This is a genomic window from Candidatus Falkowbacteria bacterium (genome assembly GCA_026396835.1).
In the GTDB taxonomy this organism is placed as follows: domain Bacteria; phylum Patescibacteriota; class Patescibacteriia; order Patescibacteriales; family Patescibacteriaceae; genus Patescibacterium.
Genome location: JAPLWA010000004.1, coordinates 352,882 through 377,180, shown reverse-complemented (window position 1 = coordinate 377,180; position 24,299 = coordinate 352,882). Strand labels below are relative to the sequence as shown.

At 36.5% G+C, this 24,299-nt stretch carries 21 protein-coding genes; 20 read left to right on the top strand and 1 reads right to left on the bottom strand.

What is annotated here, in order from left to right; translation table 11 throughout:
• Nucleotides 1-427: 427 nt before the first annotated feature.
• From NTY12_03070 to NTY12_03025, 10 genes are all read left to right on the top strand, one after another.
• Nucleotides 428-2,386, top strand: coding sequence for a DUF4012 domain-containing protein (locus NTY12_03070; GenBank protein ID MCX6792984.1), 1,959 nt, complete (start codon nucleotides 428-430; stop codon nucleotides 2,384-2,386).
• A gap of 2 nt (nucleotides 2,387-2,388) precedes the next feature.
• Nucleotides 2,389-3,396 carry a rod shape-determining protein gene (locus tag NTY12_03065; GenBank protein MCX6792983.1) on the top strand — a complete coding sequence of 336 codons (1,008 nt, stop codon included), beginning with the start codon at nucleotides 2,389-2,391 and terminating at the stop codon, nucleotides 3,394-3,396.
• Nucleotides 3,397-3,513: 117 nt separating this feature from the next.
• A complete protein-coding gene (locus tag NTY12_03060; protein ID MCX6792982.1) occupies nucleotides 3,514-4,782 on the top strand; it encodes a glycosyltransferase family 1 protein in 1,269 nt (422 codons plus the stop codon).
• A 5-nt stretch (nucleotides 4,783-4,787) separates the two neighbouring features.
• Nucleotides 4,788-7,019 carry a S8 family serine peptidase gene (locus tag NTY12_03055; protein ID MCX6792981.1) on the top strand — a complete coding sequence of 744 codons (2,232 nt, stop codon included), beginning with the start codon at nucleotides 4,788-4,790 and terminating at the stop codon, nucleotides 7,017-7,019.
• 8 nt (nucleotides 7,020-7,027) lie between these two features.
• Nucleotides 7,028-8,053: a GDP-mannose 4,6-dehydratase gene (locus tag NTY12_03050; GenBank protein ID MCX6792980.1), complete on the top strand. Its 1,026-nt coding sequence runs from the start codon at nucleotides 7,028-7,030 to the stop codon at nucleotides 8,051-8,053.
• A 9-nt stretch (nucleotides 8,054-8,062) separates the two neighbouring features.
• The gene (locus NTY12_03045; protein ID MCX6792979.1) at nucleotides 8,063-8,725 is read left to right on the top strand and encodes a glycosyltransferase family 2 protein; all 663 of its coding nucleotides are present in this window, start codon (nucleotides 8,063-8,065) and stop codon (nucleotides 8,723-8,725) included.
• 10 nt (nucleotides 8,726-8,735) lie between these two features.
• On the top strand, nucleotides 8,736-9,086 hold the full coding sequence (locus NTY12_03040) for a DUF2304 domain-containing protein (protein ID MCX6792978.1): 351 nt from the start codon (nucleotides 8,736-8,738) through the stop codon (nucleotides 9,084-9,086).
• On the top strand, nucleotides 9,076-9,486 hold the full coding sequence (locus NTY12_03035; GenBank protein MCX6792977.1) for a hypothetical protein: 411 nt from the start codon (nucleotides 9,076-9,078) through the stop codon (nucleotides 9,484-9,486). Before NTY12_03040 ends, NTY12_03035 begins: the two co-directional genes overlap by 11 nt.
• 1 nt (nucleotide 9,487) lies before the next feature.
• On the top strand, nucleotides 9,488-10,630 hold the full coding sequence (locus NTY12_03030) for a glycosyltransferase family 4 protein (protein ID MCX6792976.1): 1,143 nt from the start codon (nucleotides 9,488-9,490) through the stop codon (nucleotides 10,628-10,630).
• Nucleotides 10,627-11,772 carry a glycosyltransferase gene (locus NTY12_03025; GenBank protein MCX6792975.1) on the top strand — a complete coding sequence of 382 codons (1,146 nt, stop codon included), beginning with the start codon at nucleotides 10,627-10,629 and terminating at the stop codon, nucleotides 11,770-11,772. The genes NTY12_03030 and NTY12_03025 overlap by 4 nt, the downstream gene beginning before the upstream one ends.
• 369 nt (nucleotides 11,773-12,141) lie before the next feature.
• Here NTY12_03025 and NTY12_03020 read toward each other — a convergent pair whose 3' ends face one another.
• On the bottom strand, nucleotides 12,142-14,031 hold the full coding sequence (locus NTY12_03020; GenBank protein ID MCX6792974.1) for a hypothetical protein: 1,890 nt from the start codon (nucleotides 14,029-14,031) through the stop codon (nucleotides 12,142-12,144).
• 52 nt (nucleotides 14,032-14,083) lie between these two features.
• Here NTY12_03020 and NTY12_03015 point away from each other — a divergent pair, with 52 nt between their 5' ends.
• The 10 genes from NTY12_03015 to NTY12_02970 all read left to right on the top strand — a co-directional run bounded on the left by NTY12_03015 (nucleotide 14,084) and on the right by NTY12_02970 (nucleotide 24,293).
• Nucleotides 14,084-14,383 (top strand): Smr/MutS family protein, encoded by a 300-nt coding sequence (locus tag NTY12_03015; GenBank protein MCX6792973.1) that lies wholly within the window; start codon nucleotides 14,084-14,086, stop codon nucleotides 14,381-14,383.
• Complete coding sequence (locus tag NTY12_03010) at nucleotides 14,380-14,982, top strand: hypothetical protein (GenBank protein ID MCX6792972.1); 603 nt, start codon at nucleotides 14,380-14,382, stop codon at nucleotides 14,980-14,982. The genes NTY12_03015 and NTY12_03010 overlap by 4 nt, the downstream gene beginning before the upstream one ends.
• Before the next feature lie 92 nt (nucleotides 14,983-15,074).
• Complete coding sequence (locus NTY12_03005; GenBank protein ID MCX6792971.1) at nucleotides 15,075-16,829, top strand: glycosyltransferase family 39 protein; 1,755 nt, start codon at nucleotides 15,075-15,077, stop codon at nucleotides 16,827-16,829.
• A gap of 107 nt (nucleotides 16,830-16,936) precedes the next feature.
• On the top strand, nucleotides 16,937-18,007 hold the full coding sequence (locus tag NTY12_03000) for a prepilin-type N-terminal cleavage/methylation domain-containing protein (GenBank protein MCX6792970.1): 1,071 nt from the start codon (nucleotides 16,937-16,939) through the stop codon (nucleotides 18,005-18,007).
• A gap of 2 nt (nucleotides 18,008-18,009) precedes the next feature.
• Nucleotides 18,010-19,047: a prepilin-type N-terminal cleavage/methylation domain-containing protein gene (locus NTY12_02995; GenBank protein MCX6792969.1), complete on the top strand. Its 1,038-nt coding sequence runs from the start codon at nucleotides 18,010-18,012 to the stop codon at nucleotides 19,045-19,047.
• Between the two features lie 2 nt (nucleotides 19,048-19,049).
• Nucleotides 19,050-20,087, top strand: a complete 1,038-nt coding sequence (locus tag NTY12_02990; GenBank protein MCX6792968.1) for a prepilin-type N-terminal cleavage/methylation domain-containing protein — start codon at nucleotides 19,050-19,052, stop codon at nucleotides 20,085-20,087.
• Nucleotides 20,088-20,089: 2 nt separating this feature from the next.
• Nucleotides 20,090-21,148 (top strand): prepilin-type N-terminal cleavage/methylation domain-containing protein, encoded by a 1,059-nt coding sequence (locus tag NTY12_02985; GenBank protein MCX6792967.1) that lies wholly within the window; start codon nucleotides 20,090-20,092, stop codon nucleotides 21,146-21,148.
• Nucleotides 21,135-22,229 (top strand): prepilin-type N-terminal cleavage/methylation domain-containing protein, encoded by a 1,095-nt coding sequence (locus NTY12_02980; GenBank protein MCX6792966.1) that lies wholly within the window; start codon nucleotides 21,135-21,137, stop codon nucleotides 22,227-22,229. Before NTY12_02985 ends, NTY12_02980 begins: the two co-directional genes overlap by 14 nt.
• Complete coding sequence (locus tag NTY12_02975) at nucleotides 22,210-23,292, top strand: prepilin-type N-terminal cleavage/methylation domain-containing protein (GenBank protein ID MCX6792965.1); 1,083 nt, start codon at nucleotides 22,210-22,212, stop codon at nucleotides 23,290-23,292. The genes NTY12_02980 and NTY12_02975 overlap by 20 nt, the downstream gene beginning before the upstream one ends.
• A gap of 521 nt (nucleotides 23,293-23,813) precedes the next feature.
• Entirely contained in the window at nucleotides 23,814-24,293 is a 480-nt protein-coding gene (locus NTY12_02970) for a hypothetical protein (protein MCX6792964.1), read from the top strand.
• Nucleotides 24,294-24,299 lie beyond the last annotated feature (6 nt).

Below are 24,299 nucleotides of genomic sequence, written 5' to 3'. Positions count from 1 at the left end.
CATGTTGAAGAAAGAAGCAAATCCATCGACCAATAGTAAGCTGCATATTGCAGCCATGATCTTGAGAGTTGTTTTATAGCTCCAGTCATGTCTTATGATTAGCATGGTACTTTTTCCATTTAGAATGATGAAGCAAAATACGCATAACAGAAATAAGCACATGCTAATAACTGAAATTGATCCCAAGATTTTGTTCTTAGCTAAGAATGTATCAGCATAAAGTAGATCTGAATAAGAACCAGTTATTGTGGTCATTATTATGATTGCGATAATGCTTATAGCGCCGAATATTATCGTCGCTATGACAAGTCTGTCGCTAGATTTTTTAATTATTTTTTCCAAAGTGCTGTTCTCCTAATATATTTTCAAAATTATTTAATTTTCCTTCATTATGTTATAATAATTATGAATTTGTCAATAGACTACTATGCTCAATGAATTTAACCAGCCAATTGCAAGGACTCCCAAGCGTTTTAGCTTTTTAAGCTTAATTGCTAAGTTTTTGTGGGTAATTTTTATTATCGGTTTAGTTGTATTAGCGATTGCTTTAATTCTACTTGGTTTTAATCTTAAACCAATTTCAGGTGTTTATTCAGGTGTTAATCAGGGAAAAACTTATTTAGAGGAATCTTTAACCTTGGCGCAAAAAACTGAATTTACTGATGCTAATAATAAAGCGAAGTTAGCCGTCAAATCTTTTTCTGATGCTTTGGCTGAGGTTAAAAAGATTCGCTTGGGCCCCTTGGCTTATATTCCCTTAGCCAATGCCTATAAGACCGATGTTGAGCATTTGGTTACGGCTGGCGGCTCATTAGCCGAGGCTATGAATCAAGGCACTCTTTACGGCTCTAGTTTAGGCGCAATTATTGCCAGTAAGGGGTCGACTTCTTTTTCTCAATTACCGATTACTGAGCGTCAAAGAATCTTAGCTAATATTTATAATGCTGATTCAACCTTAAGCGGTCTAGATAAAAAGCTAGAAGAAAGTTTTTCAAACCTGAATAGCATTTCTTCTTTCACTTGGTTTGGTCCTTTGAGTACAAGATTAGAAGAACTGAAAGATAAGATTAAGACGAGTCGTAGCACGATTGAAGAAGCCTCGCCTTTAACAAGACTCTTACCTTCACTATTAGGCTATCCGAATACTGCACATTATCTTTTGATTCTACAAAATAGTGATGAATTAAGACCGACTGGTGGCTTTATTGGTACTTACGGAATTATTCAAACTAAAGATGGAGATTTTGAACGCTTTGAAACGCACGATATTTATCATCTTGATATGCCAACTAAAGATAAAGTATCAGTTACTCCACCAGATCCAATTAAAAAATATCTCGGCGTTGATAAATGGTATATGCGTGATGCTAATTGGTCACCTGATTGGCCAACAAGTGCTGAAAAAATTCTTTGGTTCTACCAACAAGAAAATTCCAAGATGGATAAGCCGGATCCAATTTCTAATTTTGACGGTGTGATTGCTATTACACCAGAATTGATTACAGACTTAATGACTTTGACTGGTCCGGTGACAGTTGATAAAGAAAATTATACAGCGCAAAATTTTGTTGATCTTCTACAATACAAAGTAGAAAAAGGTTATGTTCAATTAGGAACTTCTTCCTGGCAGCGAAAAGAGGTGATTGGTGAAATTGCTAAAACCATGAAACAGCGCTTATTAGATATGCCCTTGAGTCAGTGGCCAGCTTTAATTAGATTGATCTCCGATAACGTGGCGCGTAAAAACGTTTTACTATATTCTCGTAATCCTGACCTACAAAAAATTATTGTTGAACAAGGTTGGTCTGGCGAAATCAGACATGACTGGGGAGATTTTGTTATGGTCGTTGATGCTAACATGGCGGCTTTGAAAACTGATGCCGTGATTGATCGTCAAATTGATTATAAAGTTGTTGAAGAAAACAATGTCCTAAAAGCTAAATTAGTAATTCGTTATTCTCATAGTGGTGGTTTTGATTGGAAGACAACTCGTTATCGAACATATACTCGAGTCTATGTTCCGGCTGGTGCTAAGTTAATTACGGCTTCTGGTTTTACAAAAGATCAGGTAACGACAGGAGAAGAATTTGGTAAAACTTATTTTGGCGCTTTCTTGTCAGTTGAACCTGGTCAAATTGGCCAATTAGTGTTCGAATATGAGCTACCGAACTCAGTCATGGAAAACATGAAAAAATTCAATAATTACCGCTTAACAATTCAAAAACAGCCAGGAAGACAGGTTAATAAGCTGGCCGTTGACTTAGTCTTCAAAAATGAGATAAAATCCTATAGTCCAGCCAATTTCTATTCTGAGACAAAAGACCATAAACAGCTTAAAGCCGGCGGAGATTTAAGAATAGATCGCAGTTATTTTGTTAACTTTTAATTATGTTTATTAAACGGATCGGCATCGATCTTGGAACAACTTATACTCTAGTACATATTCCGCGTCGCGGAATTGTTATTAATGAGCCATCAGTCGTCGCCATATCAATGAGCGATAAAAAAATTATTGCCGTAGGTAATGAAGCTAAAGACATGCTTGGTAGAACTCCAGGAAATATTGTTGCGATCAAACCATTGAAAGATGGAGTTATTGCTGATTATCATACAACTGAAGCCATGCTGCGTTATTTTATTAACAAAGCCTTGTCTGGCGTTCGTTTGTTCCGTCCTGAAGTTATGGTCGCGGTGCCAGCTGGAATTACTTCAACTGAACGTCGTGCGGTTATTGACGCAACAATTGCGGCTGGTGCTAAAGCCGCCTACATTATTAAAGAGCCGATCGCTGCCGCGATTGGAGCTGATATTCCGATTGGTTCACCATCCGGTCATATGATTGTTGACATTGGTGGCGGAACAGCAGAAATGGCGGTTATCTCTTTAGGTGGAGTTGTAACTTCAACTTCAGTTCGTGTTGGTGGTACAAAATTTGATTCTTCAATTATTGATTATATTAGACGTAAATATAATTTAGTTATTGGTGAACGGACGGCCGAAGAGATTAAAATCGGCATCGGTAGCGCTTTGTATTTAGAAGACAAGCTAACCATGGAAATTCGTGGTCGCGATATTATTACTGGTTTACCAAGAAATATTATTGTTTCATCTGATGACGTAACCGAAGCAATTCAAAATGAGTTAGAAGCGATTATTGCGGCTGCTAAAAATGTTTTGCGAGACACACCGCCAGAATTAGCGTCAGATATTATGGATAAAGGCATGGTCTTATCTGGCGGAAGTTCTTTGCTAAGAAATCTTGATCAACTTTTATATCGTACAACTGATGTACCGGCTTATGTAGCTGACGAAGCACTTTTATGCGTGGCCAAGGGTACGGGCATCGCTTTAGAAAATTTGGATTCTTATAAGAGAAGTATTTTCGCTACTAAGTAAATTTTATAGTTTTTAATTTTGTAATTTTTAGTTAATTTTTGAATTTTCTAATTTCAATTAAAAAATTTAGTTATTAAAAATTAATTATAAAATTAAGAACTATAAAATTATAAAATTATGTTAATTGGCATTGATGCCAGTCGAGCTAATCGTTCTCATAAAAGTGGAACTGAATGGTATTCCTATTACATTATTAGAGAGTTAGCTAAGCTGGATAAAGAAAATCAATATATATTATACACTGACAAACCGCTACTGGGTGGCTTGTCTGATTTGTCTTCAGAAAAAACAGACTGCGAGTCTCCGATTTTTAAGAAAGGTTTTCAAGTTATTAAGAGTCCACATAATAATTTTAAAGCCAAGGTTTTAGCTTGGCCTTTTACTTTTTTTTGGACACAGGGCAGATTGTCACTGGAAATGCTATTTAATTCACCAGATGTTCTATTTGTGCCAGCTCATGCTTTACCAATTATTCATCCTAAAAAATCATTAGTTACGATTCATGATATTGGTTTTAAGCGTGAAGAAAAACTTTACGAAAGATCCGGTATTGGAGCTGAAAGAAATACCTATCAAGCCGTGATAGATTTTTTGGTTCGTTGCTTAACTTTAGGTAAGTTTGGAGCAAATAGTTTTGATTATCTTGATTGGTCAACTGAATTTTCACTTAAGCACGCCAAAGCCATTATCACTATTTCTGAGTTTACTAAAAATGAAATTAAGGAATTATATAAAGCTGATAATACAAAAATCAAAGTTATTTATAATGGTTATCCAAGCGATTTATATAAACCATTAAGTAATAAGCCTGAGGCCGAAAGAGTTTTATCTTCGTATGGTATTAAACAGCCTTACATTTTTTATGTTGGACGTTTAGAAAAAAAGAAGAACATCGCAACATTGATTGAAGCTTTCCATATTCTTAAAACTCATCACACTGATTTACCACACCGATTATATTTAGTCGGTGACGCAAGTTTTGGTTTTGATGATATAAAATATTCGATTCATGGTTTTGGTTTACAAAATGTTATTTCTACTACTGGTTGGGTTAAAGAGCATGATTTGCCATATATTTTTAATTGCGCCACTGCTTTTATTTTCCCTTCTAATTACGAAGGTTTCGGAATTCCTTTATTGCAGGCTATGGCTTCAGGTGTTCCGATTGTTGCCTCGCGAGCTGCTTCAATTCCAGAAGTGGTCGGCGACGCCGCAGTTTTGTTTGATCCTGCTAGTCCGTCTGATATGGCCGATGCTTTAGCCAATGTTTTGAGTGATGAAAATGTAAGAAAAGATCTCATTGTAAAAGGTAGTCAGAGAATTACTAACTATAGTTGGTCAAAATGTGCGAAAGAGACTTTGGATTTTATTAGTTCCATCGTTTAGTTTTTATGAAATTTTATAAATTTTTTATTGCTTTAATTATCATGGTGCTTGTTGTGCCTGTTTTTAAGTTTGATCAAACTTCAGCAGCAACAAATAACCCTGATATGAGTACTAACTCAATAATAGTTAAATTTCGTAATGAAAAAAATGCTAGAGAAATTGTTTTAACAAAAAAGCAAACTGTTGAGAAAATGCTGGCATATTATTCAAGTCTTGCTAACGTAGAATATGCTGAGCCAAATTATATTGTTAGAGCATCAATGATTCCGTCTGATACTTATTTTACTAACCAATGGTATTTGAAAAGAATTAATGCACCAGACGCTTGGAACATAAATAACAAAAGCCAGACTATTATTATTGCTATCGTTGATTCTGGCGTACAAGTACTGCACCCAGATATAAAGCCAAATATTTGGGTTAATGGTGCAGAAGTTATTGGCAACAACAAAGATGATGATAAGAACGGATTGGTTGATGATATAAATGGCTGGGATTTTGTAAATAATTTTTCTGATCCATCACCGAAGTTTAAAAAAGGTTTTACTGAAGGCGGAGCTATTCACGGTACGGTTATTGCCGGAATTGCAGCCTCAGCGGGAAATAACAACCAGGGCGTGGCTGGCGTGACCTGGCAAACAAAAATAATGGCTTTAAAGGCTTTGGATGATCAGGGCAATGGCAATATGTCAGCGGTTATTAAATCTGTTGATTACGCTGTAGCTAAAGGCGCTAACATTATTAATTTGAGTTTTGTTGGTTTTAATTATAGTCGAGCTTTAGAAGAAGCTTTGCTTCGTGCAAAAAAAGCTGGCGTAATTGTCGTCGCCCCAGCGGGCAATGAACAAGCTTCGGTTCACGGACTTAACCTAAATCAAAAACCAGTTTACCCAGCTTGTTATCATGACCAAGCCGGTAAGAAATTAGTAATTGGTGTAGCAGCGACTGACGGTATAGATCAAAAAACAAACTTTTCTGGTTATGGAAGTAACTGTATTGATATTGCGGCGCCTGGTGTTAGTTTTTTCTCAACCAGCGTTTATGCGCCTGATAAATCTGCGGCAGGAAAATTCTTCAATCAATATTACGATGGTTATTGGTCTGGTACATCAATGGCTGTACCTATCATCAGCGGAGCATTGGCTTTAATTGAAGGAACCAACCCAAATTTATCTGCTCAAGAAGTTATTGATATATTGTTATCTACTTCTGATGATATTAATCAGCTTAATCCAGAGTATCTTAGTCAATTAGGAGCTGGACGAGTTAATCTTGCTCAAGCCGTGTTAGAAGCCGCCTTGAAAATCAAAAATCGTCGCGCTCAGTTTGCTTTTGCACAAACTATTGGAGAAAAGCCACTTGTTAGAATTACTGATAGTGGAGGAAATAAAGAAAAAGAATTCTTAGTTTATAATGAATCATTTTTAGGTGGGCTTAGCTTGGCGGCTGGAGATTTTACTGGTAACGGTAACCAAGACATTGTTGTGGCTCCAGTAAAGGATATGGAAGCTAATGTTAAAGTTTTTAACAGCGATGGTGTTATGTTAAGTAACTTCTTAGCCTATCCTTATACCTATAAAGGCGGAGTAAATATTGCCACAGCTGATATTGATGGTGATGGTAAGGCTGAGATTGTTACAGCGCCAAAAGCCGGCTTTGAACCAATGGTTAAAATTTTTGAACAAAATGGAAAATTAGTCCGTTCATTCTTAGCTTATCCTAAAACATTTAAAGGTGGAGTTTCAATAGCTGTTGGCGATGTGCGCGATGATAAAAAAAATGAAATTGTTACAGCTCCCGGAAAAGGCGGCATTCCCCAAATTAAAATATTCTCCAACCAAGGTATTTTATTAAACGATTTTATGGTGGCCGCACGTAACGAAAATTTTGGTTTTAATTTAGCATTAGGGGATTTAGACGGTAATCCAAGACGCCTGCAATCCGAAATTATTATTAGCCGCCAGAGTGGAGCGCCAATTATTGGAGCTTATGATTTCAGAGGAGCCAAACGTCGTCAGTGGTCAGCTTATTCCTCGCCCTTTAGCGGAAATGTTAATGTTATTGCTGTAGATTTGAATCGAGACGGATTTACCGATATTATTACTATACCGGTCTCTGGAGGCGGCCCTCATGTTAGAGTCTTTAACTATCGAGGGGATTTCGAGTGGTCATTTTATCCATATCCACCCGAATATAATCATGGCTTAGCGGGCACGGTATTTTTAACTAATAATTAACATAAATTATGAAACGAGCAATTTTTGATAAAAAAAATGTTTTGGTCATTGGTGGAGCTGGTTTCCTCGGCTCTCACTTGTGTGACGAATTAGTTCAGTCAGCTAAAGTTATTTGTATTGATAACTTTTCTTCAGGCGAAGAAAAAAATATTGATAACTTATTAGCTAACCCAGATTTTCGTTTCATTCGTCATGACATGTCTGAACCAATTGATTTAGAAAAATTTGCTGAATTACAAGAATTTAAAATTGAATTTCAGGGATTGCAAGAAATATATAATATGGCTTGTCCAACTTCGCCGATTCATTTTGAAAAAAATAGAATTGCTAATTTGTTGGCCAACTCTTATGCAGTAAAGAACGCGCTTGATTTAGCAGTTAAATATAAAGCTAAGTTCATGCAATTCTCTTCATCCGTTGTTTATGGTTCTCGTAGTAATGATAATAGCTTGGTTAAAGAAGATAATGTTGGTGTGGTTGATATGTTGTCTGATCGCTGCTCTTATGATGAAGGAAAACGTTTTGCTGAAAGCATGGTTAAGACCTATAAAGATGTTTATGGAATTGATGCTAAAATTGTAAGACTATTTAGAGCTTATGGTCCACGCATGCCACTTGATCAAGGTCATATGTTGCCAGATTTTATTTCCGATGCCTTGGACAATAAAGATTTAGTTATTTATGGCGATGAATCATTCTCTTCATCTTTCTGCTATATCTCAGACTGTTTAGATGCGGTTACAAAAATGATGCAGTCAGATTCATTTGGTCCAATTAATGTTGGTTCCGATCAAGATGTAAATGTTTCTGAATTAGCCAACAAAATTATTAAATTGACTGGTTCTAAATCAAAAGTAGTTTATGCTGAGAAGATGCTCTTCATGACCCCGTTAAGATTACCCGACACTGGCAAAGCTAGAGATCTACTCGGCTGGATGCCACTAGTTACTTTAGAAGACGGTTTAGCTAAAACAATTAGAGACTTGCAAGCAAATAAAGGCGTAAAACGTATTATTGGTGGATACGAAGTATAATTTTAGATCATGAAAGTTACCTGCGTTATACCAACTTACAATCACGCTGCGACTTTAGCAAAAGTGGTTAATGACCTTCAAAACGTCGTTGATCAGATTGTTGTTGTTGATGATGGTTCAAATGATGATACTAAAGATGTTTTGAGTGATTTACCGGTTGATGTTTTGAGTCACCTGGTAAACCGAGGTCAGGGTGCAGCTTTAAGAACAGGCACGATTCACGCTCTTAGAAGCGGAGCTGATATCATTGTTCACTTTGATGCAGACGGACAATTTAGAGTAGAGGATATAGAAAAAGTAATTGAGCCAATTCGTAGCCAAATTGCAGATATCGTTTTTGGATCCCGTTTTCTTGATAGCACAACCAAAATGCCTGGTTTTAAGAAGAAAGTTATTATGCCCTTGGCTCGTTTGGTAAACCGCGTGTTTTTAAATATTAAATTATCTGACCCACAAAGTGGTTTTCGAGCCTTTAGCCGTCGAGCGGCCGAAAAGATTGATTGGAGTCAAGACAGAATGGCACACTGCAGTGAAATACTTGTTGTAGCCCATAGATCAGACTTACCACTAACAGAAGTTCCAATTACAGTTTTGTATCATGATTTTGGTCAACGCTTTAGCGGGGGATTTAAGATTTTGCGTGACCTATTTTTAGCTAAAATGAATAATTAATTTTTATTTTATGTTTCAAGAATTACTCGCTTTAGCCGTCGTCTTATTTTTTCTAGTAAGACTTGGTTGGCAATTTTATAAAGATCAGATTCCTAAGAATCAGTTTATTTTTTGGCTAGTTTTTTGGTTTGTTACTGGTTTATTAGTTTTGTTTATTAAAACAATTGACCAATTAGCCGCTCGTTTCGGTTTTTCTAGTTCTGGTATCCAGTTGCTATTATACGTCGCTGTAGCTATTATTTTTTATTTTATATTTAGATTAAGACTTAAGGTTGCTTCTTTGGAAAAGGATATCACAAAAATAACTCAAGCCGTGGCGCTTAACACGGTAGTAGAAAATAGTAAAAAATATGACTCCTAAAGAACTGATAATAAACTTTCTCTATTTAGCATTTCTTGTTTTATTAGTTGGTGGAGCAATCTTATTTTTTATTCAAGGCAATCGCTTTTCTGAATTTGCGATTTTTTTGCGCTCAGCCTGGCCGATTGCTTTTCTTCTTGCTGTCTTGGCTTTTAAATTACAATTGACTAACAATGAAAAGAAAAGAGGGGAAAGCAACGGAATGGATTTAAGAACTCTCAACCTTACGTTTGCTGATAAAATGAAAGCTGAATTAGTTGTTTTTGCTTGCCCCTTGTCGATTTTACTTGTCGCTGCCTTGTCAGATACAGGGGTAGATGCTCTTGATATTATTCAAGCGCTTGTTGTTTTAGCTATTGTTTATGCTTGGCATAAATATTTATGGTTAAGAGCAAGATAATATGAGAATAGCTCAAGTTATATGTACGTTTCCGCCGTATAAAGGTGGTATGGGAAACAGCGTGTTTCACGCCGCAATTCAACTTGGTAAGCGCGGTCATGAAACCGTTGTCTTTACACCTGCTTATAATGGTCTTACACCTGGCGAAGAAACAATTGGCGAAAATACAAAAGTTGTCAGACTTAAACCACTATTGTCCATTGGCAACGCGGCGGTTTTGCCACAGCTTTTTTACTTACTTAAAGACTTTGATGTTGTTCATCTTCATTATCCTTTTTATGGCACGGCTGATATTGTCGCTATTCTTACATTATTACGAAAGACAAAATTAGTGATTCATTATCATATGGACGCGGTGACTCGTGGTTGGAAAGGTGCAATTTTTTGGTTTTATTCATTCTTCTTCTTGCCGGTTGTTGTTCGTTTAGCTAATGCTATAACTTGTGCCTCAATCGATTATATTAGACATTCTCAATTAGATGCTTTTTTTGTGAACCATGAAAATCTTTTCATAGAGGTTCCTTTTGGCGTCGATTCTGATCGTTTCTACCCAGGAGCATCTGATCGTGAACCAATTGTTTTATTTGTCGGTGCGCTTGATAAGGCTCACTATTTCAAAGGTGTGGAAAAACTGATTGAAGCCTTTGCTCTTGTTTCAGTAAAAAATCCTTTAGCTAAACTAGTTTTAGTTGGTAAAGGAGATTTAGAAAAATATTATTATAAGTTAGCTGTTAAGAATAAGATTGAGAAACAATTGCAAATCGTAAACAAAGCATCAGACGAGGAATTGGCTAATTGGTATCGTCAGGCTAGTGTTTCCGTGTTACCTTCGATTAATAAAAGTGAAGCCTTTGGTTTAGTTCTGCTTGAAGCGATGTCATGCGCTACGCCAGTTGTTGCCTCGAATTTACCCGGCGTTAGAAATGTTTTCAAAAACAAAGAACATGGTTTCTTAATTAAACCTAACGACGCAGTTGCTTTGGCTGATAAAATATCATTTATCCTTGAGAATCCACTAGAAGCTCGTAAGATGGGCGAGGCTGCTCGTGACTTTATTGAAGAACGTTATAACTGGGAAAAGGTAGGTGAAAGATTAGAAGCCGCCTATTTTAGAGTTTTATACGTGCCTAAAAAAATATCATGAAAATTTGTTTTGTAAATAATATTTATGGCGAGTCAGCGCGCGGTGGAGCTGAAAAAGTTATTGAACGATTGGTTAATAACTTGTTAACTAAAGGTCATGAGCTGACAATTATTTCCGGCGCTTTAAAAACTAGTGTAGCTAACTCTACAACTGCTAATTTAAAGTATGTTTATTTACCTAGTAAGTATTCTCTTTTAGTAAACAAATCAACTTTATATAAATTGTTTTTTCATTTTTTTAGTTTTTTTAATATTATTAGCACTCAACGTTTAGGGAGAATTATTAAACAAGAAAAGTTTGATCTTGTTTGGACACATAATTTAGTTGGTCTTAATCTTTTGTCATTTAAGTTTTTAGGTAAAGCCAAAAAAATTCACACTTTCCATGATATTCAATTACTACATCCTTCGGGCTTAATGCTTTATGGAAAAGAAGCTAGGCTTGATAATTTTTCATCTCAACTTTATCAGTTATTTTCTCGGCTCGTTTTTCCGGCATCTGCTTTAGGTGTTTTTCCTTCAAATTGGCTCAAGTCAATTTATAGTAAGTATTATTTATTGCCAAAAAATAGTCTTGTTTTGAAAAATCCAATGGATCATAAATCTGTCATAAAAACTGAACAGAAAAATGAAACATTTAATTTTCTATATTTAGGACAGTTAGAAAAGCACAAGGGGATTGAGCTTTTAATTGAATCATTTTTGTTATTGGACAATTCAAACGCTAAGTTACTTATCGCCGGCTCTGGATTAATGGAAACGGAATTGAAGACTAAGTATCAGACCAATTCTAATATTATTTTTTTAGGCAAAGTTGCATCAGCCGAAATTGCTTTTAAGAATGCTAACTGTTTAGTTGTGCCATCACTTTGTTATGAAAATTTACCAACCGTGGCGCTAGAAGCAGCAAATACTGAATTGCCAGTTATCGGTTCTAATCTAGGCGGCATTCCTGAGGCGATCGGTGATGATAGTTTATTGTTTGAACCAAACAAAGAATCATTAATGGAAAAATTAAATTGGTGTTTGACTAACAAAGAGGGATTAAAAAAAGTTGCCGCAAATGCGCGACAACAAATTAATATTCCTAACACTGATTCTTATCTTGAAACAATCGGCAAAATAGTTGGGATTAGTTTTTAAAACCATTTAAGTCTTATCCTACCCCCAACCCCTCCCCACGCAGAGCACAAGGACTGTTAACTGTTATTCACCTAAGCACATTTGTGTTTAGCTTTTTAATAATTAAAGCATTTTATCTATAGCGCTGCCGCGGGGCTTGCTTTTGTAACCAAAAGCAACAAAAGTTTTGGGGGCTTCAATTCGCTATTACATTGTTCACTTTTTATATCGCCAATCACGGCGCTCAATTCAGCCCCCATACCCCATGACTCTTTTAACACCGAAATAGTTCTTAGTCTATTTAACTTATTCATATCAGTGTTTACGTGAATACAAGACACCCCTCTCCATCAAAGATGGAGAGGGGAAGGGGGTGAGGTAAGGCTTCTATTATTTCTCAAACTTAAAAACCATGACTTGGCCATCGCCAATATTTTTTGTTTCATTGGCAATGAAAGCTGCTTCAGCTGCCACTCTAGGAAATTCCCACCAATAAGAATCTAAAACAAAATAAACTCTTTTTACGCCAGTTAAATCTCTGGTGCTTTTTATTATTTTTAGATCTGGTTTTGCAACCATGCTTAAGAAGTTTTGATAAAGTTCTCCGCCAGTTGGAATTGGATAATAGAAAATATTATCTTTGTAATATGTTTTAAAACCATATTCTTGTAAAGCCGCGGCGCTAACCTGCTGATTAGCTAAAACCACGTAAGGTTCATTATTACTGTTTTCTTCAATCCATTTCACGGCCAGAGCATCAGCTTTAGAACTAGCATAACCATGACTATTATAATAATGATCAAAGCGGGGATAAGATAAATAAATTGAAGCGACTGAAGCTAGCACAATTATTAGTAGACAGCTAATCATAATAACTTTATTTGATTTTTCAATTAGAATCGCTAGCTCTCTAAAAGCGTTAATGATTAAAGGCAAAGCAAAAAGAATAGCTGTTATAATAAGTCGTTCTGAATAATCAGACCTTTCATAATCAATTAAAAAATGAAAATTAATACAAGAGCTAATAATAGCAGCAACTACTAAAGCCACGGCTGGCCAGAAGAAACGACGTCTAAGCTCTAGATTTTTCTTAACAATTGTTAGCCAAGCCCCGGCTAAAGCTAATAAGAAAATAATTAAACTCCAAAGACCATTAAAAAAATAAATAAAGTTAAGCCACCAATTTTCTTGATTAGGATTTGTTGGAATTAAAATGCTCAGGAATTTAAGATTAGGCCAACTTAAAGACACGGCGGTGCTTGAATCAAGGGCTGTAAATACATAAAAAGCAAAAGGCAAAGCCGTGGCGCAAGCTAAAATTATTAATGGATAAATATACTTATCAAGTTTTTTGTTTTGAAATGAATCAGCTAAAACTAGTAAGATGGCAGGAATTCCAGCAATTGGTTGCGTGATGAGCGCCGCGATTGCGCAAAGCCAAACAATAACTCTTTCATTAACTGTTTGTTTTGGGCTTGGCCAAAAAATAACGATTAACAAAAATAAATAGGCTAGATTTTGTGGTGTGGTGATAATAAAAATTGTGGCTGGTAAAATTAATAAACTAACCGCGGCTAGACCCCAAGCTTTTTCAGCGCCGTGATGATTCTTTAACCAACGCACAATAATTTGCGGCAACATTAAAGCGGCTAAGCCTGGTACTAAAATTTTTGACCAAAAAGACAAACTAATATTAGTTAAGCCATGCAAAACTGTAATGATGCTATATTGACCAAGATAATAAGGCGTGATTGGTTTTATTTGTCCTAATTGTTCAATAGCTTTGACGGCAGCTTCATGAATAAAAGGATCAAAGCCATAACCGATGCGATAAACAACTGCGGCGACGCCAAACAATAAAAGAGATTGAAGCACTAAGGCAGCGGCTAACAACTTTGATGAGTAACGACTTAGAGTAAAAATGCAAATAATTCCTAAACCATAGAACAGGAAAAACCAACTGGAAACAACTTGCCAAGGAGTAATAATGGCGCGATCTGAGCGGCCACTGTATAAAAACCATAAAGCGATTATCCAGCTTATTAAAAAGAGAGCAAAGCTTAGCCATTCATTTTTTGGTATTTCTTTGAGATTATGATTCGTTTCTTTGTTTAAATTATTTTTTATTAAAAATGAAATAATTATTAGAGACAGTAAGGCTGTGGCATAAACGCCAGCAATATTTAGACCATAAAAAACATAGATGGCAGCTCCAATAACCGCGACCGTCGCCGGGGCGCTAATAATGAAAATAAAAATTGATTGAAATAGTTTGTTCATATTCGCGATTGCTGTATTATTATAATAGCAGATAAATGACTTTTAGAACCATATGGTAAAACTAGCTAAACATTCACTTAATAGACTTCTGGCTAAGCCCGAGGCTGAGCTTGATTTACATGGTTTAACCAAAAGAGAGGCTGAGCCTGAGTTAGATAGCTTTTTATTAAAAGCTGAGCAAATGAACTGGCAAACAGTAAAGATTATTGTTGGCAAAGGTTGGAATTCACCTGACGGTAAAGCAGTCTTAAGAGCTTTTGTAGTTGGTAAACTAGCAGACTATGGCTATTCATATAAAAACGCGAAAATTAATGAAGGTGGGGAGGGGGCTTTGATCGTGAAGTTCTATTGACAATTTATTCAAAAAATGATTTATTGAGGTATAATCAAAACAAAGATAGTTCTTACAATTCAAATAACTTTTATAGTAAATTAAAACAGGAGTCAGTAATGACATTAATCAGAGACTTTATTATTAGTAGACTTTTTGGTCTAAAAAGTCATGACTTTATTTTTGAGTTTTGGTCGCCATATTCCGGCAGGAAACTTGAAATAGACATCTCGAAAAACGGATACTTTTGCAACGCTCTAATTGAGAGAGATTTTATGAAAGCTCTTTCAGTTGTAAAAAGCCATTTCGCACTTTATGATCATCTTCAGAACGGTAGTGTTAAGGTATTTAATGAAGATCAAGATAAAAAGATCATTTCATTAAAACCAGGACATCGTAATTGCGGCTATAGCCCAGCAGAGTGGAATCTCTTCTACACTGCTGCCCTTGCTACAATTTTATGGTCATTCCTGAAAGATGATGATATGTACAAGTACGAATTGGGTCTCGGCATACACACAAAAGACAAAGTAGTGAGTGGCTTATTAGAAATAATTAATGAGCAAGGAATACCTGACTACAGTACAGATTTAAAGGGTGCATACAAGTGCATCGCTTAAAATGTTCATTTTAATAAGAGGAGTTGCTTCAGAAATTAGCAACTCCTTTTATATTTGAAAAATATTGTTTTCATTGCTAACATAAAGAAGCTATGAAATTAACCAAAGACATTTTTTATAAACTATTCAAGAATCAATGGCCCTGGCTTATTATTATTCCAGTAGCTATTGGTTTTTTTGTTTTTACTTCTAGTTTTAACTACTTAAGTCAATCCAGCAATTTTGTTAAATGGTTATCGCCTGATGAAACAGCTAACTATACAATTTCTAAAATTTACGCTCAGACTGGTAGTTTAGCTTTTTTTGAAAAATATAATTTATTGGTTAAGGATATTATTCATCCTCGTAGCTTTCGTTCTGATTGGGGTTTAATTAAACCAGTTAGTTTTTTGGGCCTACCAATTATTTACGGAACAATCGCTGACATATTCGGCATTACTGTCTTGCCTTACCTCACACCCTTGTTTGCTGCTATTGGTTTGATATTTTTCTATCTTCTAATCAAGAATATTTTTGGTCAGTCTAATGCTTTAATCTCTACTTTATTAGCTAGCGTTTTTCCGATTTATACTTACTATTCTTCGCGCAGCATGTTTCATAATGTTTTGTTCATGGTTGCTTTAATTATTGGGCTGTATTTTTTGGTTAATATTCTGAATAGAAATGATGAGCATAAAAATTATTTTAAACGTAATGGCTTTGGCTTTTTATTTACTTTTTTGTCAGGCTTATTTATTGGTATTGCTTTAGCGGTTAGAACATCAGAATTACTTTGGCTTGGTCCGCTACTTGTTTTTTTATGGTTGTTTAATATTAAGCGCCTTGGTATTGTTCGGCCTTTTATTTTCTTGTATGGAATATTTATGGCTTTCATGCCAATAATTTACTGGAACAATGTTTTGTATGGTTCTTTTATTTCAAGCGGTTATCCAGAATTAAATAGTTCTTTGTTCTCTTTAGGTAAAGACGGAAGCTCTTTAGCATCGAACGTCGTTGGCGGAAAGTTTGTTGAGCTTAAAAGTATTCTTATTAGCATTAAACAAACTATTTTTCATTTCGGTTTTAATTTAGCTCAGAGTTATAAAATGTTTAATGCTTATGTTAGAAATATGTTCCCCTGGCTATTTTGGTCAACGGGAGTTGGCATTGTTTTCTTTCTAGCTTATTTCAAGGATTATAAAAAAAGTCGCTGGCTATTTTTGATTGGCTGGCTTGGTTTGTCTGCCGTCCTGGTTATCTATTATGGCAGCTGGGTATTTTATGATAATCCTGATCCAAAAAGCTTTACGATTGGTAATTCTTATACTCGTTATTGGCTGCCTTTATACTTCGGCGCTCTGCCTTTTGTTAGTCTAGCATTGATACGCCTGACAGGCTTTTTAAGGCGTCCAGCAGCCATTTGGGGCCTTAGAATGGCACTTATAGCAGTCTTAGCTACCTTATCTGTTCAGTTTGTTTGGCTTGATCCGGCAGAAGGTTTAGCTGTATCTATACAGAAGCAGAAAGACGCTAAATCCGAGTGGGCTAAGATTTTAGATGTTACTGAAAATAATTCAGTTATCATAACTCGTTATAGTGACAAATTACTTTTTCCAGAAAGAAAAGTTATCATTGGATTATTTGATGATAAAAATATGATCGCTGAATACGCAATACTTGCTAAAAAAATTCCAACCTATTATTACAATTTTTCCTATAAGCCTGAGGATGTTGATTATTTGAATAACGGTGTTTTAAAAGAGCATGGAATAGCTCTTAAGTTAGTTGAGCCAATAACAGATAGGTTCAGTTTGTATAAGTTAAATCAAGTTACGGTTGAGAAAGATAAGGTAAAGAAGAGAAAATAGTTGTTAGTAGTTAGGTATTAGGAGCCCAACAACCAACAACTAACAACAAATTATTACTTTCTTAATTTATGTTATAATTAAAACGCAAGATATTGTGTTTTTTTATTATGCCCAAGTTTAAAAAATCAGGCTTCACTCTCATCGAACTACTCGTAGTAATAGCAATTATTGGCGTACTTTCTACTATGGCAATAATAGCTTTGGGTAATGCACGTACTAAAGCTAGAGATGCTAAGCGTGTTGCAGATATAAAACAAATTAGCACGGCTTTGGAATTATATTATTCTGACAATAATTCTTATCCTACAATAATCACTCCTGGGAACAGCCTAACATCACCCGATGGTACTAAAACTTACATGTCAAAGATTCCAACTAATCCAACACCTAGAAATGATGGCTCATGTTCAAATATTGATTACAGTTACAGTTTTATTACAGCTACTAACACTTATAGTGTTTCTGCTTGCCTTGGTTCAGGATCAAGCAATATAAATTCAGGATTAGCATCATATTCGCCAAATGGTTTGTTTAATTGTGGCCAATCTGTCACTGACTTAGATGGTTATTCTTACCCAACCGTACAAGCCGGTGGTCAATGCTGGATGGCATTAGGTTTGCGCACAAAATCAAAACCTGATGGAACCTGTATAAACGCCGGGCAGTCGCCGCCATGCCCAGATGCCTCAGTAGCTGATAATAATTTAGGCAGAGCTTGCCGTAATAATACTGAATCAATCTGTACAACAGAGGGAGCTCTTTATACTTGGCCAGCTATAATGAATGGTTCTGTTGCTGCAGGTGCACAAGGAATTTGTCCTGCTGGTTGGCATGTCCCAAGTGATGGAGATTGGGGGATTTTAGAAAGTTACTTTACTGATAACGGACAGGCCTGTGATGTTGTTAGAATGGGGACATGGGAATGTTCGAGCGCTGGGACAAAGCTAAAAGTAGGAGGAAATAGCTCGTTAAATTTTATTTTAAATGGAGTAAGAAGCACTGATGGAGTATCATTTGGAGAAAATAGCCAGAGCCATTACGCCTGGACTTCATCTCGCTCCTGGGTTGGTGGTCCTATTATTTTTAGAAGAATATATTTTTCATCTGACGTTATACTTCGCTATCATGATTCTTTTGTTCCAATATATTCATTATCCTTAAGATGCATCAAAAACTAATTATGTTTTTTTATAAAAACAAAAAAGCCTTTACCTTAATAGAGCTTTTGGTTGTTATTGCAATAATCGGAGTTTTGTCTACCATGGCAATTATTGCTTTGGGTAATGCTAGAGCAAAAGCTAGAGATGCTAAGCGTGTTGCTGATATAAAACAAATAAGCACAGCCCTAGAATTATATTATTCTGACTATAATTCATATCCAACGATTATAACGCCAGGCAATAGTATTTCTTCTCCGGACGGAACCAAGGTTTATATGGCGAACATCCCAAATAACCCTACTCCTAGAAACGATGGTAACTGCGGTAACGTAGATTATAGTTATCAATCTTCTTTAACTGGCACAAACTATAGCTTAGGCTCTTGTCTTGGTTCTGGTTCTGGTAACATGAGTGCTGGTGCGTTTTTCACTTCTAACAATAGTGGACCGCTAGCTTGTGGCCAAGCCACTGTCGTAGATATAGACGGCAACAGCTATAACACTGTTCAGATTGGTACACAGTGTTGGATCAAAGAGAATTTAAGAACTAAAACTAAGCCAAATGGAACTGCTATGACCAATCTTGTTGATGGTTCTGAAAGAGATTGCATTTCAGCTGCAAATGCTAGAGGCACGGAAGCTGATTGTGATGCGGGATATACTTTATACACTGGTGTTGTGGTCATGAATGGCTCAGCAACTCCAGGTGCAAGGGGTATTTGTCCGGCTGGTTGGCATGTGCCTACCGATGAGGAACAATATACCTTAGAAAGTTATTTATGGGACGGAACTGGCTCTTGTAGTAACTCTAGATCATATTCATGGGAATGTTCTTCTGCGGGAACAAAATTAAAAATAGGCGGAACTAGTGGTTTCCAGGGGGTTCTAACGGGTGCTCGAATGAGTAATGGATCGACATTAGCAGAGAGAACTTTGTCCAGCTATTTTTGGTCTTCATCTGGCTTTAAAACGCGTGCAATATACACGAGTCTTACAACTACTGATAGACGAGCATATAGCTCCGCATTTTCTTTCTCTCTTCGTTGTATAAAAGATTAGCTATGAATATTTGCAATAACAAAAAAGCCTTCACCCTCATCGAACTACTCGTCGTAATAGCAATTATTGGCGTACTTTCTACTATGGCAATAATAGCTTTGGGTAATGCACGTACTAAAGCTAGAGACGCTAAAAGAGTAGCGGATCTAAAACAAATATCTACCGCACTAGAACTATATTATTCAGATTACAATTCTTATCCAACGATTATAACACCAGGCCAATCACTAAGATCACCAGATGGTAATACTACTTATATGGCAGCTATTCCATCTAACCCAGCACCTAGAAACGATGGTAACTGCGGTAATATAGATTATAGCTACCAATCTTCTTTAACTGGCACAAACTATAGCTTAGGCTCTTGTCTTGGTTCTGGCTCTGGTAACATGAGTGCTGGCGCATTTTTTTCAGCGAACAACAGCGGCCCTCTTGCTTGTGGCCAAGCCACTGTCATAGACATAGACGGCTACACTTACAACACTGTGCAGATTGGTACACAATGCTGGATGCAACAAAACATGAGATCTAAAAGATATCCTAATGGAAATTGTATAAATCCTGGTTGCCCAGATGCATCTAGCTCGGATAATGGTTTGGGTAGAGCTTGTTATAACAATGCCGAATCTATCTGCACGTCTGATGGAGCGCTTTACACTTTAACATCTGCTATGAATAGTTCTGTCACAGAGGGTGCTCAAGGTATTTGCCCTAATGGTTGGCATGTTCCAACAGATTCGGAACAGAATACTTTAGATCAATATTTAACTGACGTTGGACAAACTTGTAACTCTTCACGTAATGGAGCTTGGGAGTGTTCTGCTGCGGGAACGAAGTTAAAGCTAAGTGGCTCATCTGGTTTTAATGCTGTTATAGCAGGCTATAGAAATCCTGATGGCACAACTTTTGCTAATAGAAATGGCCAAACGATATTTTGGTCATCTTCCGGATATGTTTATAGAGGGATAAGTTCAGGAGCAACTGTAGCACGAGGTACTATAAGTGGTTTTAATCTTTCGTTACGATGTATTAAGAATTAGCAATGAATCGTTATAACAACAAAAAAGCTTTCACCCTTATCGAACTACTAGTAGTAATAGCAATTATTGGCGTACTCTCTACCATGGCTATTATTGCCCTTGGTAATGCCAGAGCTAAAGCAAGAGATAGTAAAAGAGTGGCCGATATAAAACAAATAAGTACAGCATTAGAATTATATTACGCAGATAGTAATAGCTATCCTACTCTTATAACTCCAGGTAATAGCCTAACATCACCAGATGGTACTAAAGTATATATGGCCAGTGTTCCTAATAATCCTACCCCAAGAAATGACTCAGGCTGTGGTAATAATAACTATACTTACGCTTCTACTTCTGATAATACAAATTACAGTCTTAACTTCTGTCTTGGTAATAATGTTGCCTCTACTCCGGCAGGTATCAACTCAAGCTCTAGTTCTGGCTTTAACACCGCTCCTGGTTTAGTTGGTTGGTGGAAGTTTGACGAGGGAACGGGGTCTTCTTTGACTGATTTATCTGGCAATAATAATACCGGTACTTGGTATGGAACTGGAACTCATTATACTGCCGGAAAGACCGGAGCTTATGCAGGTCAATTTAACGGAACAGATGACCGGATTGCCCTTGGATCAAGTAGCACTTTAAGCATGGCTACTAGCGATTGGACTATATTAGCTTGGGTAAAAACTAGCTCTAATGCAGTAATCGAATTATGCGCTGGTGTTGGTACTGGTTTATGGCAGTTTTATTTATCTGGCGGAAGAATTTATGGATATCTAAATGATGGTGTTGGTGCTTTAAGTTTTTACTCTTCTCCTGGTATAAGTGATGGTAATTGGCATCAAGTCGGAGCTGTTTTTAGTCGAGCTGGCAATGGTCAAACATATGTTGATGGAGCTGTCAGTGGTACGCCGACAAATATTAGCAGTATAGGCAATGTCGTAACAAATAATCATATGCTAGGCGCATACTCTCCATTAAGTTTGTATTTCTTGCCTGGCTTAATGGATGATGTGCGTATATATAATCGTGCGCTTTCAGCCGCTGAAATTCTAGCTTTATACAATGCCGCAAAATAAAAAACTAAAATTAGGCTTTACCCTCATTGAGCTCCTGGTTGTCATCGCGATAATCGGTGTTTTATCGACTATGGCAATAATTGCTTTAGGTAATGCTAGATCTAAAGCTAGAGATAGCAAAAGAGTAGCTGACATAAAACAAATAAGTACGGCATTAGAATTATATTACGCAGACAATAATAGCTATCCTACTATTATTACTCCAGGTAATAGTATTGTTTCACCTGACGGAACGAAAACTTATATGGCTACTGTACCTAATAACCCAACACCTAGAAATGATAATAACTGTGGTAACAATAATTATACTTATGCTTCAACTCCAGATAATACAAACTATAGCCTTAACTTTTGTCTTGGTAACAATGTTAGTTCTACTCCATCTGGAATTAATTCTGCCTCTAGCTCTGGTGTAGGCACCGCTCCAGGTTTAGTTGCATGGTATAAATTTGATGAAGGTTCTGGTACTACGGCGTATGATTCGTCTGGAAATAATAACAATGGCACCTGGACAGGAGCTGCTCCATATTATGGGCCAGGAAATATAGGCTCTTATTCAGGACAGTTCAACGGAGATTATCCTAACCCTGGAGGAAATTACGTTTACACAAATTATCCGGCTGCCTTTGGCATGCAAAGTTTCACAATACTACTTTGGGTAAATTTAGCTGCTCGCGCTAGAGGTGACATTATTGCTAATAAAAGCATGAGCACGACTGCCCCCGGTTTCCATCTTTGGATGGAGGGTGACTTAAATCTAATTATTGCCAATAGAATAGGTGACGGAGTTAATTCGGGTGGTGGTTATGTAATCATCGGAAACTCGTATATCGATAAGTGGGTTCATGTAGCTTTTGTTACTAATAGGGTATCAAATAATTACATCAAATACCTGAATGGTGCTGTGTCGGGCACGCCAGATTCGTTAAGTGGCTTTGGAAATATAAACAATGAATCTAATTTATTTATTGGTGGAGGTAGTTGGGTCAATTCTAGAGGATACTTAGATGATGTTAGAATATATAATCGTGCTCTATCTGACACTGAAATTAAAGCAATCTATGATGCCTCTAAGCCGTAAAAAATTTAAATTTGGTTTTACCTTAATAGAACTACTAGTGGTAATAGCAATTATTGGTGTTCTCTCAACCATGGCAATAATTGCTTTGGGTAATGCAAGAACTAAAGCCAGGGACACTAAAAGAGTGGCCGATATAAAACAAATAAGTACGGCATTAGAATTATACTACGCCGATAATAATAGCTATCCTACTATTATTACACCAGGTAATAGTTTAGTATCACCAGACGGTACTAAGACCTATATGGGTAAGATACCCAGTAATCCTACGCCTAGAAATGAAGGAAATTGTGGTACGAATGATTACGCATATTCTATTAATAGTAATAATTCATTCTTTTCAGTTTCCGCTTGTTTGGGTTCAGCTAACTCGAATATTAATGCTGGTCTAGCCTCTTATTCACCAAATGGTTTGTTTAGTTGTGGTCAGTCAATTACCGACTTAGATGGTTATTCTTATACTACAGTACAAATCGGTGGTCAGTGCTGGATGGGGTCAAATCTTAGAACAAAAAAATATCCCAATGGAAATTGTATAAATTCCAACTGTCCAGATGCGTCAATCGCTGATAACACTCTGGGTAGATCTTGTTATAGTAACGTAGAGGCAAATTGTACTAGTGATGGAGCTTTGTATACATGGCCTGTTGCTATGAATAATTCTACTGTAGCGGGTGCGCAGGGTATCTGTCCTATTGGTTGGCATTTACCGAGCGATGCTGATTATAAAATATTAGAAATGAGTTTAGGTATGAGTCAAGCTGAAGCAGATGCTACGCTTGCCCGCGGAACGCATAGTGAGGGAGATAAATTAAAAAAGCTTGCAGATTGTAGCGGGGGAACTTCATGCGCATCATCTGGTTATAATGGACCTCTTTCAGGAATTCGAGCTTACTGGGATGGGGCAACATTTTATTATCGTTTAGGCACTGCATTTATTTGGACATCAACAATGGTTGGTGGTAGCGCTTGGTATCGTTCATTAGATTTAGGCCTTAATACAGTCGGACGATCATATGAACCTCAAGGTTGGAGTTTTGCGGTACGTTGCCTTAAGGATTAAATTAGCATTATTTTTAGTAGAATTTCTTATTTAGAAATTCTACTTTTTTAATAAACGCTGCCGCTAGGGCTTACTTTTATAACTAAAAGTAACAAAAGTTTTGGGGGCTTCAACTCGCTAGTATTTCTGTTCACTTTTTATATAGCCAATCACGGCGCTCGATTCAGCCCCCCCCAACCCCTTGATGTTTTTAATACCCTAATAGTTCTTAGTCTATATAAATATCTATCTCAGTGTTTACGTTAATACAGGTCACCCCTCCCTACGCTCTGCGCGGGGAGGGGTTGGGGGTAGGGTAGAATAGAGAGGGGAAGGGGTGAGGCATTTCAGTATATGGCTGTTTTTGTCATAAGAAAGTGCAATATGCGCATAGACATTGTCACTATTACTTGACAGATTAGAAGTTTTATGATATAAAAATAAACTGCTCATTAATAAATATATTAAGTTGTTCTTTTTGATTTCTAGGAGGATGTCAGAAAAAACAACTTAATTAAAATTAAAAAGAAAGGTTAAGAAAGATGAACACAAAAAATTTTCCCGTAAGTTTAGCGGAGTATGAAGACGTAGAAGAAAACGTAGAAGCTCTCTCAATGCTTTTTAGAAAAGCAGAAGAAGAAATGAAAAGAAAGAAAGAGCAACTCATCAGCTCAATTAAACAGGCAATAAAAGAACAAACCATACCGGCATTTACTAAAGTACTGCAAGAAAAAATTTCTGAAAAAATGGTAATTGATTTCTCTGCGGGAGAAAATGATACTTATTTGGATTATTTTTCAAAAGTAATATTTTTTGCCCTCACGAATGCGACAATGGTTATCGGCTACGAAAAGTTTATTTGTCCGGGAAGTAAAGCTGAGAATATGAACTTCCATTACTACTGGGGTCTCATTCTTTCTCCTATGATGAAGTATTTCAATTTATCCTATGAGGAGATAAAACCTTCGGATGTAAACTCAGATGAAGGTTACAGTATAAGGTTTTTCAAAACAGAAGGATAAATAAGT